The organism is Sediminibacillus dalangtanensis (assembly GCF_017792025.1).
GTDB lineage: Bacteria > Bacillota > Bacilli > Bacillales > Amphibacillaceae > Sediminibacillus > Sediminibacillus dalangtanensis.
Genome location: NZ_CP046956.1, coordinates 1,940,478 through 1,955,658, shown reverse-complemented (window position 1 = coordinate 1,955,658; position 15,181 = coordinate 1,940,478). Strand labels below are relative to the sequence as shown.

General features: G+C 43.4%; 12 protein-coding genes. 2 read left to right on the top strand and 10 right to left on the bottom strand.

Annotation, left to right across the window (positions count from 1 at the left end):
* Nucleotides 1–19: 19 nt before the first annotated feature.
* From ERJ70_RS09785 to gltB, 5 genes are all read right to left on the bottom strand, one after another.
* Entirely contained in the window at nt 20–781 is a 762-nt protein-coding gene (locus ERJ70_RS09785; RefSeq protein ID WP_209368925.1) for a gluconate 2-dehydrogenase subunit 3 family protein, read from the bottom strand.
* Between the two features lie 558 nt (nt 782–1,339).
* Entirely contained in the window at nt 1,340–2,329 is a 990-nt protein-coding gene (locus tag ERJ70_RS09780; RefSeq protein WP_209368924.1) for an LLM class flavin-dependent oxidoreductase, read from the bottom strand.
* 55 nt (nt 2,330–2,384) lie between these two features.
* The gene (locus tag ERJ70_RS09775; protein WP_209368923.1) at nt 2,385–3,458 is read right to left on the bottom strand and encodes a branched-chain amino acid aminotransferase; all 1,074 of its coding nucleotides are present in this window, start codon (nt 3,456–3,458) and stop codon (nt 2,385–2,387) included.
* A gap of 419 nt (nt 3,459–3,877) precedes the next feature.
* Nucleotides 3,878–5,374, bottom strand: a complete 1,497-nt coding sequence (gltD, locus tag ERJ70_RS09770) for a glutamate synthase small subunit (protein WP_209368922.1) — start codon at nt 5,372–5,374, stop codon at nt 3,878–3,880.
* 16 nt (nt 5,375–5,390) lie between these two features.
* Complete coding sequence (gene gltB, locus ERJ70_RS09765) at nt 5,391–9,953, bottom strand: glutamate synthase large subunit (protein ID WP_209368920.1); 4,563 nt, start codon at nt 9,951–9,953, stop codon at nt 5,391–5,393.
* 131 nt (nt 9,954–10,084) lie between these two features.
* On the opposite strand from gltB, the gene gltC reads away from it, so the two are divergent.
* Nucleotides 10,085–10,987, top strand: a complete 903-nt coding sequence (gltC, locus tag ERJ70_RS09760) for a glutamate biosynthesis transcriptional regulator GltC (RefSeq protein WP_074597238.1) — start codon at nt 10,085–10,087, stop codon at nt 10,985–10,987.
* Between the two features lie 267 nt (nt 10,988–11,254).
* Here gltC and ERJ70_RS09755 read toward each other — a convergent pair whose 3' ends face one another.
* From ERJ70_RS09755 to ERJ70_RS09745, 3 genes are read right to left on the bottom strand one after another with little or no spacing between them, the layout of a single operon-like run.
* Complete coding sequence (locus ERJ70_RS09755) at nt 11,255–11,392, bottom strand: hypothetical protein (RefSeq protein WP_209368919.1); 138 nt, start codon at nt 11,390–11,392, stop codon at nt 11,255–11,257.
* Between the two features lie 43 nt (nt 11,393–11,435).
* Complete coding sequence (locus tag ERJ70_RS09750) at nt 11,436–11,759, bottom strand: CHY zinc finger protein (protein ID WP_374099799.1); 324 nt, start codon at nt 11,757–11,759, stop codon at nt 11,436–11,438.
* 45 nt (nt 11,760–11,804) lie between these two features.
* The gene (locus ERJ70_RS09745; RefSeq protein WP_209368917.1) at nt 11,805–12,683 is read right to left on the bottom strand and encodes a 5'-3' exonuclease; all 879 of its coding nucleotides are present in this window, start codon (nt 12,681–12,683) and stop codon (nt 11,805–11,807) included.
* Between the two features lie 165 nt (nt 12,684–12,848).
* Here ERJ70_RS09745 and msrA point away from each other — a divergent pair, with 165 nt between their 5' ends.
* A complete protein-coding gene (gene msrA / locus ERJ70_RS09740) occupies nt 12,849–13,376 on the top strand; it encodes a peptide-methionine (S)-S-oxide reductase MsrA (protein ID WP_209368915.1) in 528 nt (175 codons plus the stop codon).
* A gap of 232 nt (nt 13,377–13,608) precedes the next feature.
* On the opposite strand, the gene ERJ70_RS09735 is transcribed toward msrA, so the two are convergent.
* Together ERJ70_RS09735 and ERJ70_RS09730 are read right to left on the bottom strand one after the other, a co-directional pair.
* Nucleotides 13,609–14,610: an LLM class flavin-dependent oxidoreductase gene (locus ERJ70_RS09735; protein ID WP_209368914.1), complete on the bottom strand. Its 1,002-nt coding sequence runs from the start codon at nt 14,608–14,610 to the stop codon at nt 13,609–13,611.
* Nucleotides 14,611–14,647: 37 nt separating this feature from the next.
* Nucleotides 14,648–15,055 (bottom strand): GNAT family N-acetyltransferase, encoded by a 408-nt coding sequence (locus tag ERJ70_RS09730; protein ID WP_209369274.1) that lies wholly within the window; start codon nt 15,053–15,055, stop codon nt 14,648–14,650.
* Nucleotides 15,056–15,181 lie beyond the last annotated feature (126 nt).

Here is a 15,181-nt window from a genome sequence, read left to right as displayed (position 1 = left end):
TTTCATCCCCCTATGCAAATTATGATGAGATATGCGCTCTTAAAGCCTGTGGTTCTTTCTCAATGAAGTCCTCTTTCTCGATTTCATCGAGATAGCTCATCCGGCTTCCCGGAAACTGTTTCATTTCCCAAGCGGCCATGTTTCCGTTTCCGCCATACAACGGATCAGAATAAGCGCCTTCGATTGTTGCAGAACGAAGCAGCTCAAAAAATGTGGTTGGAGTGACCCCTTTGAGATCCACATCTCCATCCTGGAATTTTTGGAGAATTTCGTCCTGTTGTTTTCCTTCCAAATCAACGAAAGATGCGTCAAAGTCTTGTTGACTTTGCTTTTCAATTGCTTGTATCCCTACATCAAACACTTCATGTCGTTTCAGTCTCGTTTGATAGCCCTGAAAATCGGATCCTTCAAAAAACGGTCCCTGCATGTACTCTTTATCGTTATGTCCGTACGCACCAGCCAATTGGTGATCAATGAAGTAAGGAACTCCCAATTCTATGGCGCCAGGTCCATTATCGTCTTCCGGGAAGATCCTTTCCGTTGCTGCGCTAAGTATGTTAAAATCTTCTTGTCTGGTAAAGTACATCAAGGCTTTGTTAAAGTTCGTCTGATTGGAACCTCCATCCGTTGTATTGGATGCTGTCTGGCTTCCATTGTTTGTCACACTGGTTGTCACCAATGTTCCCAGCAGACCGCCTCCAATTGCACCTCCTGCTACATAGCCGGAGTTTTTAATGAATTTCCGGCGTGACATTTTTGTATTGCTGTTATTATCCGCCATCTTGTTCCTCCTTCCGAAATATGTAGTAGCTGGTTACTCTAGTAATGGTAACCTTAAATACTAGTTACCACTGTTTAAACTTGTTAAACATATAGAAAGAAAAAAATTCACAGCGAATTTTGCGGAAGACTGCTATAAAGGAAAAGAAAAAGCGGAAATTTTTTATACCTCCATGCAATAAACAGAAGAAAGAAAATGGATTTTTCCTATTTTTCTATCATGTAGTTGCCAGAACAGTGTCTTATTTTGGGGAATGAAAAAGAGGATGAGACATATGAATCCGCAGGGTAGGATACAACGCTTCCACTGAGATGGCTTCAACATCCTTAGAAAGCATAAGCCTCGACGTGGCGCATGTTGCCACACAGAGGAATGGCTTAAGGCCTCGAGGGGGTAGGCGCTGAAGCTGGACATACCACCACATTCAGTTTAGAACCATATATATTAAATGCTGGTTTTACAAAAAAGGAAAACCGAACGATCTCGAAAGTTATGCTTTCGAAACATCGTACGGTTTTTGCTGTCTAGCCTTTATAATTAGAGCCCACTACTGCCTGCTTACGATTGCTGATTGTTCCCTTTCAGGATGTTTTCGTATATTAACCGATAGGACTCTTTTCGTTGCTGGAAGTCATTTGTATAAGTAACCACCATGATTTCATCTGCTTGAAAACAAGATTGGAGTTCTTCAAATTTCCTTTTGACAAAGTCAGGGGTTCCCACCACGACTTTTTTTAACAAGTTTTGTACTTTCTGTTCGTCTTCTTCGTTTAAAACACCGTTATCGTTCACTAATTGTTTTTCCGCCAATACTTTATTATGTATGACAGCGTACGCAACATCCTCCGCTTTTTCTTGAGTGGCTGCACACAGAGCATTGACAGTTAAAATGGTATATGGAGAGCTGAATTCCGGTCCCGGTTCAAAGAGATTCTGGTATCGTCTTACAGCCGCAGCTCCATCCTTATCGCTCATGAATTGACCAAAGACATAACCAGTACCGTTTTGTGCTGCCAATTCGGCACTCTTTTCACTCGTACCAAGTGTCCACGGAATCGGAGGATTATCCGGAAGTGGTGTCGCTTTCGTATCGGCAAAAAAAGAGTTTTCTGGAAAATCATCTCGTACAAAATGAAGTAATTCTGTTACTTTCTCCGGCATTTTTTTGACATTCTCTAAAAAATTGCCCGAAAGAGCAATGGATGCCTCCGGAGATCCACCGGGTGCACGACCTATCCCAATGTCGATTCTCCCTGGGTATAAGACAGCAAGCAGGTTATAAACTTCTGCCACCTTGTATGGTTGGTAGTGAGGCAGCAGAACGGCGCCGCAGCCTATTCGGATGTTGTCCGTGATAGCACCCAGGAAACCCAGTATCGTCTCCGGAGCGGAGCAAGCTATATCCTGCCTATCATGGTGCTCTGCCATCCAGTAACGAGTATATCCCCATTCGTCGGCTAGTTTTGCAAGCTCACCGGCCGCAAGTAAAGCTTCACGTGCTGTATGTCCGGGAAAAATCGGCGCTTGATCCAAAATACTTAACTTCATCGCTGACCTTCTTCCTCGTGTTTATATCTGTCGTCCCTATTATGCCACTTTTGCGTTACTCAATATTTATCGTCCAATTAAATGGATCCGCCTGTTTTCCTGTCTGTATTCCGGTCAATGTCGTATAAAGCTGTTTGGCAACGTTACCGGTTTTACCTCCGTTCACTACAATATTTTCCCCATTCCAGGATAATTCGCCTATCGGAGAAATGACTGCGGCTGTTCCTGAACCGAAAGCCTCTTCCAATTTGCCATTTTTTGCAGCCTCAAAGACTTCTTCAATAGAAATTCGTCGTTCGCTAACAGGATAATTCCAATGTTTCAACAAATCGATTACAGAACTTCTGGTGACGCCTTCCAGGATACTGCCGTTCAAGGCAGGGGTGATGACTTCCCCGTCTATCTTGAAGAAAACGTTCATACTGCCTACTTCCTCAACATATTTCTTTTCTACGCCGTCCAGCCAAAGTACTTGTGCATACCCTTTGTCCGCTACCAATTCTTGTGCCTTTAAACTGGAAGCATAATTTCCTGCGGTTTTCGCTTCACCCGTTCCTCCGGATACAGCTCTGACAAATTTGTTTTCTACTGCAATTTTAACTGGGTTGATTCCTTCTTTATAATAGGCACCCACTGGTGAAAGGATGATGATAAACTGATAACTTTGTGAAGGCGCAACTCCAAGATAGGGTTCCGTAGCAATGACAAACGGTCTGATGTACAAGGAAGTTCCCTCTGCAGCAGGTACCCAGTCTTTGTCCAACGCGACCAATGTTGTGATCGCATCCAAGGCTAATGTTTCGTCAATGGCAGGGATGCACAATCGATCATTTGATCGGTTCAAACGCTTCATATTTTTTTCTGGACGAAACAGTTTAACCTTTTTATCAGGTGTCAAATAGGCTTTCAACCCTTCAAACACCGTCTGACCATAGTGGAAAATGATAGATGCTGGATCAAGTGTCAGAGGCTGATAGGGGATAATTCTCGGATCATGCCAGCCTTTTTCTGTAGAATAATCCATGATGAACATATGGTCTGTAAAAATTCTTCCAAACTCCAATTGATCAGTCGTAGGTTTCGTTTTGCTTGTTTCTGATTTCGTAATTTTGATTTTTTCCATGTTCATGACTCCCTGCTTATATGTAGTTATTATTCAAAGCTTTTTTGTATGGTTTGTTGCTTTATAGCACACCTGGTTAAAAACTGCGATTTTAAGTGATATCCATATGTGAGTTCCAGGTTGAGTACTAATATGCTGCCGGAATAGGCGTACCCCCCTTGCAAAAGAAAATACAATGAAAACCCACTAGTTCGCAGATTCCTCCTTCATTTGTCTAAAACAACAACCTATTCAAAAGAGCCTTTTTTCAAAATTGTTTGTAAAAAACATTGTAGTACGAAATAGGAAGGAAAAACAACCAGAAAAAACTCTTTTTATAGTTTAAATGCTTTCTTCTCAACGGTATACATAGCTCCGACAAATCAACCATGAGAGAAAAGACCTTGTTTTCCTATCAGGAAACAAGGTCTCTATCCTACCATCATTTACATAGCAGCAACAGAAGGAAGCGAGGAAGACCCCATTAAATAGTGATCAACCTGCCGCGCTACTTCCCTGCCTTCATTAATTGCCCAAACAATCAAACTTTGCCCTCTGCGTGCATCGCCAGCAGCGAATACACCTTCCACATTAGTAGAAAATTCGCCATAAACAGCCTTAACTTTCCGGTTATCCGTATCAACGCCAAACTGCTGGAGAACCGGTTGTTCAGGCCCTTCAAACCCTATTGCGATTAAGACGAGCTGTGCTGGCCATACTTTTTCCGTGCCTGGTACTTCCTCATACACAAACATGCCGGATTCGTCGGTGACTTTTTTCATTTGCACTGTATGCAATTCTTTTAATTTACCATTCTCGTCCTTGACGAATTTCTTCGTCTGAATGGAGTATTGCCGTGGATCTTCCCCGAATTTTGCTTCTGCTTCTTTATGTGCATAATCGACACTGAAAACCTTTGGAAACTCCGGCCAAGCGTTATCTTCAGTTCGTGCCAAAGGAAGTTGAGGGTGCTTGCCAAATTGCACAATACTGTTACAATTTTGCCTTAATGCAGTGGCGATGCAATCAGCGCCTGTGTCTCCTCCGCCGATTACGATGACATCTTTCCCTTCCGCATCTATCCATTCTCCTTCTTCCAATTTTGTTCCAAGCAGACTTTTTGTGGAAGCCGTCAAGTAATCCATTGCGAAGTGAACTCCTTCAGCTTCTCTTCCTTGTAATGGTAAATCACGCTGTTTCTGAGCGCCCGTGCAAACAATGACAGCATCATACTTAGCTTTCAATTCTTCAGCCGTGATGTCTTTCCCTACTTCTGTACTGGTAACAAAGTCAATTCCTTCTTGTCTTAACAAGTCGATTCTACGCTCTACTACCTCTTTTTCGAGCTTCATATTCGGAATGCCATACATTAGCAATCCACCTGGTCTGTCAGCCTTCTCAAAAACAGTTATCGTATGACCTGCCTGGTTTAGTTGGTCAGCGCTTGCCATTCCTGCGGGTCCTGAACCGACAATAGCGATTGTTTTCCCGGTGCGCTTCGCTGGGATCCGGGGAGTGATCCAGCCATTTTCAAATCCCTTATCGATAATCGCCCGTTCGATATTTTTAATGGTGACAGCTGGATCGGAAATAGCCACCGTACAAGACCCTTCGCATGGTGCCGGACAAACCCGTCCGGTAAACTCTGGAAAATTGTTCGTTTTTTCCAAACGTTCCAATGCTTCTTTCCACTTTCCACGGTAAACTAAATCATTCCATTCGGGAATCAGATTATAGACGGGACAACCGGAGGTAGCCCCGTTGATTTCAGTGCCGATATGGCAGAAAGGAGTACCGCAGTCCATACACCGTGCCCCTTGTCTGCTCATTAGTTCATCCGAGAAAGGAGCAGAATATTCTTTCCAATCGTTTAAGCGTTTTTTTGGGTCCCGTTCGGCTGCTTCTTCCCGCTTAATTTCGATAAAACCTGTTGCTTTTCCCATATTCTAGTCTCCTTTCTTAGTGTACAACTACCTGTTTTTTTGTTTTCTGTGCAGGGATGACCTTTTTGTCTTTCTTGGCGTTGAACGCCTCCATTTTCGCATCTTCATCCGATAATCCAGATGCTTTCAGCCCCTCGATATGTTCCAATGTTTGTTTGTAATCTTTTGGAATGACTTTGACAAACTTACCGACTGCATGATCCCAGTCAGATAGAATGGCGGCTGCTTTACTGCTGGAAGTGTAATGATAATGGTTTTCTACCATCGCTTTCACTTCTTCGATTTCTTTCTCATGTTCAAGCATCTCGAATTCGATCATTTCTTTATTCGTTAAATACTCGAACCGCTCCCTATCATCCGTGTAAACATAGGCGATACCACCTGACATACCTGCTCCAAAGTTTTTTCCGACTTCGCCGAGAACGACGACGCGTCCACCAGTCATGTATTCGCATCCGTGGTCGCCAATCCCTTCGACTACCACTTTTGCACCACTGTTACGCACAGCAAATCGTTCGCCCGCGAGACCGTTTATATAGGCTTCGCCGGAAGTAGCGCCATAAAAAGCCACATTGCCCGCAATAACATTGCTATCGGCAAAGACTGTCGATTCTGCAGGAGCAGAAACAACAATTTTCCCTCCAGATAACCCTTTTCCGACATAGTCATTAGCGTCACCTGTCAATAGGAGAGACATACCTTTCGGAACAAAAGCGCCGAAACTTTGACCTGCAGATCCGGTAAATCTCAACGTAATCGTATCTTCTGGTAAACCTTCTTCACCATACAGCTTCGATACTTCGCTGCCAGTGATAGTCCCTGCTACTCGATTGGTATTGCGGATCGGGAAGGAGACATCTACCCTTTCCTGACGCTGCAATGCCGGTTGTACAGCTGGAAGTATTTTTGTAAGGTCCAGAGATTGTTCCAACTTATGGTTCTGAGCCGTCTGGACAGTTCTTACCCCTTCAACAGGGTGGATGAGCCGCGTTAAATCTAGATCTTTTGCCTTCCAGTGTTGGCACGCACGTTCGCTTATTTCTAAAACTTCTGTTCTCCCGACCATTTCATCGATAGAACGGAAACCTAATTCAGCCATGATTTCGCGTACTTCCTGTGCAACAAAACGCATATAGTTTACGATATGATCTGGATCACCCATGAATTTTTTCCGTAATTCAGGATTTTGGGTGGCAACCCCTACTGGGCAAGTGTCCAGATGGCAGGCACGCATCATGACACAACCCAATACGACCAGGGGAGCAGTGGCAAACCCAAACTCTTCAGCACCGAGCAGGGAAGCCATGACGACATCCCTGCCTGTCATTAACTTTCCATCAGTTTCCAATACCACGCGATCTCTAAGTCCATTGAGCATCAGCGTTTGATGAGCCTCTGCCAATCCAAGCTCCCAAGGCAGCCCGGTATGTTTGATGCTTGTTTTAGGGGAAGCACCAGTGCCGCCATCATATCCGACGACGGAAATGACATCTGCCGCCCCCTTGGCTACACCTGCAGCAATGGTTCCTACTCCAGCTTTAGCCACTAATTTGACACTGATTCTTGCTTCACGATTGGCATTTTTTAAATCATGAATAAGCTGTGCCAAATCTTCGATCGAATAGATATCATGGTGCGGAGGAGGTGAAATCAACCCAACACCAGGTGTTGAACCGCGGACATCCGCAACCCAAGGATAAACCTTGTTGCCTGGAAGCTGGCCGCCTTCTCCCGGTTTCGCTCCTTGGGCCATTTTAATTTGCAATTCTTCTGCATTCACTAAATAATGACTTTTTACGCCAAAACGCCCAGAAGCTATTTGCTTAATCGCGCTCTTGCGAGAATCTCCATTTTCATCCGGAATAAACCGCCGGGGATCTTCTCCTCCTTCTCCACTGTTGCTTTTTCCTCCTAAACGGTTCATTGCTATCGCCAAAGACTCATGTGCTTCCTGACTTAAAGAACCGAAAGACATGGCACCCGTCTTAAACCGTTTGACAATCGCTTCGACAGATTCGACTTCTTCTAGAGGGATTGCCTTGTTGTCCGATTTAAAGGTGAACAAATTCCTTAAAAAATTAAGCCTTTCTCCATCGGCGGCTTTGGAGTACTCCTTGAACAAATTATAATCCCCTCGTCTGCAAGCCCACTGTAACGTGTGGATCGTTTTAGGATTAAATGCATGATGTTCGCCGCCTTTTCTCCACTGAAAATCACTTCCGGAGTCAAGTGTTTCATCTATTGTTTCAGCAAAAGCACCATCGTGCCGTTTTTTTGCCTCCGAACCAATCGTTTTTAGGCCGATACCATCTATTTGGGAAGCAGTTCCAGTAAAATGCTCATCGACTACTCTTTTACTAATACCGACAGCTTCGAAAATTTGCGCTCCCCGATAACTTTGAATAGTAGATATTCCCATTTTTGACATCACTTTTACTACGCCTTCCGTAATGCCTGCGATGTATTTTTCCGCTGTTTCCTGGTAACTTAATTCCAGGTTTCCTTCGGCAATCACCTGCTTGAATGTTTCAAACACAAGGTACGGGTTGATCGCATCGGCTCCGTACCCTATCAGAGCTGCAAAGTGATGGACCTCGCGTGTTTCACCTGTTTCCATCAGTATGCTGACTTTCGTCCTGTTCCCTTGTCGCACAAGATATTGATGCAAGGCACTGACAGCTAGCAATGCCGGAATAGCTGTTTTCTGTTCGGTCATTTCCTTATCCGATAAGATAAGCAGGTTGATTCCTTCGGCTATTGCCTGATCTGCTTTTTCAAAAAGATTTTGCAATCCCTCTTCTAAGCTTTCTTCAAACAGAGAAGCTATTTTTCTGCTTCTGAAACCCTCATATTTATCTTCGACGAATTCCTGCAGCTGAAGATTGGACAGCACCGGTGTTTCCAGTTGTATCCGGTGGCAGTTGCTTTGATCAGGGTGGAGGATGTTCCCTTCAGGGCCTAGATATGTCATGGTCGACGTCACGATTTGTTCCCTGTATGCATCGATCGGCGGATTTGTTACTTGGGCAAACAATTGCTTGAAGTAATTGAACAAGGACTGCGGCCTGTCGGAAAGTACAGCCAGCGGCATATCACTACCCATCGAACCGATCGGATCCTTTCCTTCTTTTACGACCGGTACAAGATATTTATAGACGTCCTCATACGTATATCCGAAAGCTTTCTGACGCGTAAATAAATCGGCCGCAGGATTAGCATCTGCTTGTTCGACTTGATTCGAAACTTTTACAAGCTGATTATCCAGCCATTCCTGATAAGGTTTTTCTTGAGCCATTTCTGACTTGATCTCTTCGTCCGAGATAATCCTTCCTTCTTCCAAGTCTAAAAGCAGCATCTTCCCCGGACTCAGACGGTCTTTATATAACACATTTTCTTCTTCCACATCGATAACGCCAACCTCTGAAGAATAAATGATATAATCGTCTTTGGTGACATAATAACGGGCTGGCCGAAGACCATTCCGGTCAAGTATTGCACCGATTTGGCGACCATCAGTAAAGGTGATCGAAGTCGGACCATCCCATTGTTCCATCAGAGTACTGTGGTATTCATAAAACGCTCGCTTTTCGGCAGAAATATGCGGATTTTTTTTCCAAGGTTCTGGTATCAGCATCATCGCAGCATGAGCCGGCTTTCTTCCTGCCAAGGTGAAAAACTCTAATGCGTTATCCAACACAGCAGAGTCACTTCCCTCAGCATGGAGAATCGGCAAGACTTTTTGCAAATCCTCTCCGAATACTTTGGAAGCAAATTGTTTCTCTCTCGCTTTCATCCAATTCGTGTTTCCACGCATCGTATTGATTTCTCCGTTATGGATCAAATATCTGTTAGGATGCGCTCTTTCCCAAGTCGGAAAAGTATTTGTACTAAACCTTGAATGTACCAAAGAAAACGCCGAGACAAACGATTCATCTTGTAAATCCAAATAAAATTCATCTACTTGTTCAGGCGTTAACAAACCTTTGTAGACAATTGTCCTGCTGGATAAGCTGGCAAAGTAGAAGCGATACTCCTGTTCACGGGCCCAGTTTTCTGCTTGCTTTCGAATGACATACAGTTTGCGTTCGAAAGCCAGATTGTCGATTAAATCATCTGCAGCCCCGATGAATACTTGTCGGATTACCGGACAAGTCTCTTGGGCTTTTATTCCGATATTTCTGACATTCACAGGGACATCCCGCCAGCCAAGCAGTTTCTGCCCTTCTTGTTCGATAATATGGTTTACATAGCCTTCTACTTGCTTTTGTTCGTTTTCATCTTTAGAAAAAAATACCATGCCTACACCGTATTTACCTGACTCCGGCAACTGCATATCCGTACATACCTTGCGGAAGTAAGTATCCGGAACTTGAACCATCAATCCAGCACCGTCACCAGTCAATGGGTCGCTTCCCTGACCGCCGCGATGGTCAAGCTGGCAGAGCATTTGCAATCCTTTTTTCACAATATCGTGTGTTGCTAATCCCTTGATATGAGCATATAATCCAATTCCACATGCATCACGTTCAAATTCAGGATTGTATAAGCCTTGTGCCTTAGGCATCTGATTAAACGTCATAATATACGCCCCCGTTCACTCTATTCCAATTAAGGTGTCTTATTTCTATTGTAGGTTTTCTTATTCATCCAAACAATATATAATATAGATTAAAACTATCTCATTTCGAGATAAATGAAAAAGGTGAGCCTGTGGAACTACGACAATTACGGTATTTCATGGAAGTTGCAGAAAGGGAACATGTGTCAGAAGCTGCTGTCCATCTGCATGTGGCCCAATCGGCCATCAGCCGTCAGATTGCCAATCTGGAAGCGGAATTAGGAGTTGCTTTATTCGAGCGGGAAGGCCGCAATGTAAAACTGACACAAATAGGAAAAATATTCTTGACGCATGCCAAAACAGCGATGAAAGCCATCGATCATGCAAAAAAACAAATCGATGAACACCTGGATCCGGAGCGGGGAACGATTAAAATTGGGTTTCCGACCAGTCTGGCCAGCCATTTGCTGCCTGCGGTCATTTCGGAATTCAAGAAAAAGTACCCGAATATCGCTTTCCAGCTGAGACAAGGTTCTTATAATTATTTGGTGGATGCTGTGAAGAAACGGGAATTGGATTTAGCCTTTTTGGGGCCGGTATTGACGAACGATCCGGAAATAGATGGACGGATTCTTTTTTCTGAGGATATTTCGGCACTTGTACCGGCTTCCCATCGATTGGCAGAGAGACAAAGCTTGCATTTAAGAGATATGAGAAATGAAGAGTTTGTTCTGTTTCCAGAAGGATTTATTCTGCGTAAAATTGCCATGGACGGATGCCGCCAGGCTGGATTCACGCCTAGGATCTCTTCGGAAGGAGAAGATTTGGATGCGATTAAAGGGCTTGTATCAGCAGGTATTGGCGTCACGCTTCTTCCGGAGAGTGTCTTTTCTGAGTCCACCCCGAGATTCACGAAAAAAATAACGATTGATACACCGCATTTAAGACGTACAGTTGGAATTATAAAGCCGGCAACCAGAAATCTCGCTCCTTCGGAAAAAGTTTTTTACCAGTTTGTCCAGGACTTCTTTTCCGTGCTGGAACAATTTCAGTAAAATCTCTTCTTATACTATGCTAAAAAATGAGTGGGACAGAACACAAATCAATTGCAATAACCGAACTTCCGCAACTTGAGGATATTATTAAATCTGATGGTAAAAAAAGCAAAACCGAATGAGATCGAATGCTTAGGATTCTCGAATCATCGTTCGGTTCTGCTTTGACGGCTATGCTTTCGGCCCTGCCTCGCTGTCTATTAATATTTTTTCTTCTATTAAATGGGAACGTTGTCCTCCAAAAGATAATAAGCCTGATGGCCACTTTTACCTTTTGGTATTGCTTTTTTTTGCCTTTGCTTCTAAATCAGAATGCGGCCTTTGATCTGCAGTATCTTCTGTAAGCCCTTGGGAATTTACACTAGGCGCTGTCTGTCCTCTGTCACGCTTTTTTTCTCTAGCCATTATGAAACACCTCCACCTATAGTTTGGCAGAATTGTTGGCTTTTTATCCGAAATAATAATGATAGTGCAAGTTACAACCTGGATTAAAAGCAGCATGACAATAAGGGCAAATATCTGTTCCTTTATACGTTTCAATGGTCAGTTCTCTGTGACAATTTCCGCATAATACGGCTTTTTTCTTACCATCTGTATTCGGCCATACTATTGCGGCATGTCCGGCTGTTTCCTGATGACAGCGATAGCAAGGATAGTACGCATGACAACAGGCGAACTTGATCGCAATGATATCAAGTTCCGAATGATAGTGTTCACACCTGGTTGCGTTATCGATCACTTTGCCGTGCACCTCATGATTACCGATCAGCACTTTTTCTCCTCCTATCCACAACAAAAGCCGGGTTGATACCTGGTTTTATCCGACCTGATTAAGCATTTTAGAGAAACCACGGAGTTCCAACTCTGCAAATTTATGGTGGATCATTTCCGTGTTCACTTCCCAAATAGCATCTTCCAGTGCACATTCAATTGGTACCTCACAGTGAATTTCTGCCAGTTTTCTGGATAAATGAAGCATATCCAGATTTTCTTCTATTTTTTTTCGGATGCCATTCGAAAGTTTTTCCAGATTAGCAAGAATTTCCTCAATAGAACCGAATTCCATCAACAATTTCAAAGCTGTTTTTTCACCTATCCCTTTCACACCTGGATAATTGTCTGATGTATCTCCCATCAACGCTTTCATCTCAATTACTTGATAAGGAGAGATTCCCTTCGTCTCATGAAATGTATCCTTTTTATATACTGCGTAATTCCCTTGCCCCTTTTTCATGATAGCCACGGAAACTTGATCATCCACCAGCTGGAGAATATCCTGGTCCCCGGTCAAAATGACTACTTGATGTTCTTTGCCATACTGTCGAGCGAGCGTTCCGATGCAATCATCGGCTTCAAATCCTTTCGTGCCGACATTCGGAACATCAAAAGCTTCCATCACTTCTTTTATCAAATCGAATTGAGGAATCAGCTCGACCGGCGGTTCTCCTCGGTTGGCTTTATAAGGGGCATAAAGCTCATTACGGAAGGTTTTACTGCCCATGTCCCAGCAGCAGATGACATGACTTGGTTGAAATGTAGCGACAGCATCCAAGAAATATTTTAAAAAACCAAAAATACCGTTCGTCGGTATTCCTTTGCTGTTTACCATGAAATTACCTGAGAAGGAAGTGGCATAAAAACCCCTGAATAACAATGCCATTCCATCGACTAATAAAACGCTATTTTGTTTATCCATATCATTTTCTCCCTTAATATACAGTGAATTAAATCATACCAATCTATATTTTAACATACAAATCCCCTTACGTAGAAAAGTTGGCCAAAACAATTAAATTGATAGATTTCTTTTCCCTGTGATATAGTTAATTTTACAATTCAGAAGAACAGAAGGTGGCAGAACATGAGTAAACAAACCGCTTTGGCTACATTTGCAGGTGGTTGCTTTTGGTGCATGGTGAAACCGTTCGACCAATTTGAGGGCATTCATCAAGTCGTGTCAGGATATATGGGTGGGCATGTTAAACATCCGACCTACGAACAAGTGAAAACAGGTAAGACTGGCCATTTTGAAGTGGTTCAAATAAGCTATGATCCGAATGTTTTCTCTTTTCAGCAGCTGCTGGACATATACTGGCCGCAGGTTGACCCGACAGATGATGGAGGACAATTTCATGACAGGGGCAGTCAGTACCGTGCCGCCATCTTCTACCATGATGAAGAACAAAAGCAATTGGCGGAACAATCGAAGCAATCCATCATAGACAGTGGTCGATTCCAACAGCCCATCGTAACAGAAATCCTACCTGCAAGTACCTTTTATCGTGCTGAGACGTACCATCAGGACTTTTATAAGAAAAATAAAAAATACTATCAGGAAGACAGGGCTAAATCGGGAAGAGACGAATTTATCGAAAACCATTGGGCTTGAGTCATACAGGTCAACCTCTTCAGGCAGCTTATTTACTGTAACCAGCTCTTATATTTCAGAGATAAGCCAAGAAAAAGGAGTTTATGATTAGTCATACAAAGCAACAATCATATAATCTGGATAATGAGAAGGCGACACCATTTCATTCTATTTTATTGGTGGAACCTTCTCTTTTATTCAACTAATACCATTCGACAATTTAGTTTACATAATAAATTTATGGTATTCTTTTTTAATCAGACAAAGAAAAGGTTTCTGCCAATAGCCGATAAGAATGAAGCTTTGCTTGGAAATCATAGATATTGGTTATAAGCATCAGCTCATCCGTTTGGTATTCCTCTGCCAGTTTCTCCAATTGTCGCTTTACCTGTTCTTGGTTCCCGATAACCGCACGTTTTCGGTTCTTTGCTATTGTTTCTTGATCTTCGATCGAAAAAGACCTTTTTTTCACTTCTTCGATTGACGGTACCTTTGTATCCCTTCCTTTCCCGACATTCAACAGCCATGCGTCCTGGCTGATCGCTAATTCTTCCGCTTGTTTTTCTGTATCCGCGCAAACCACAAACACACAGACATTTACTTTGGGTTCAAATTGAAAAGCTGATGGCTTGAATCGTTCCCTGTATGCTTCGATGGCAGCCTTTCCGTTCTCTGGATTGATGAAATGTCCGTACGTGAAACCCACCCCAAGGTTGGCGGCATTTTTAGCCCCCCTCTCTGAAAGTCCCAATATCCACATGTCCGGTGCAGTATCGATGCGCGGACCAGCTTTCACGGTTTTATACGGATGATCTGTTGGCAGCGAATTATGTAGAAAACCTTGTAAATCCGCGGTCTGCCGCGGAAAGGAACTAAGACTTTTTTTCTGTCCATCGGTCAGCGCCATTCTTGTTGTCTGATTTCCACCTGGCGACCTTCCCAGTCCCAAGTCGATTCTGCCAGGGTAAAAGGCCTCTAACATTTTAAAGTTTTCAGCTACATGAAGCGGACTGTATTGGGGCAAGAGGACACCTCCAGACCCTACCTTGATTGTTTCGGTACGTGCAGCGATTTGACCGATCAAGACTTCCGGAGAAGTACTAGCCAGACCGCTGGTACTATGGTGCTCGGCAACCCAGTACCTGGTAAAACCCAGCCTTTCTGTTTCCTGAGCAAGTTTGATTGTATGTTGTAACGCTTGTGCCGGGGATTCTCCCCGTGACACGGGTGATTGGTCCAGAATGCTCAACCTCATTGCTGTTCACCTTCCTTTTTCATGGTGGTTTGTAGTATTATTCCTCTATCGTTTTTCTAAAGCCATAAAACGGGCGGAAGCCACTCTTTTCATAAAATTTCTTTGAGCTGCTTGTTGCCAGCATCTCCATTCTTGTCTCCGGATAAAAATGGAAGACTTGGTCGATTATTTTTTTGCCGAGGCCCGTCCCGCGATATGGCTTTGCAATCAGCAGTTCACAAATGTACAATGTGACTGCTGAATCCGTCAAACCTCTGACATATCCGACCACTTTTCCTCTATCTTCCAAAACGTAAGCGATTGATGATTGCTCCCATGCCCGTTTTGTCGTTTCCCAATTGGCGACTAGATTATTCCATCCTTCCTTTTTGTTCAGGTTCTGGATCTGATCAAAGTCTTCCGACTCATATGTACGAAAAACTCCAATGTGTTCCCCGATTTTCATCTCCACTGTTTTATCCCCCGTTCTTCATTATTTTTTTGCTAAGTCCTATTTTACTATCACCACTCCAAATGGGCCAACCAGCCGCCTTCTTTGTTCAACAAAAAGCACGTTAACCACCATGGGCCA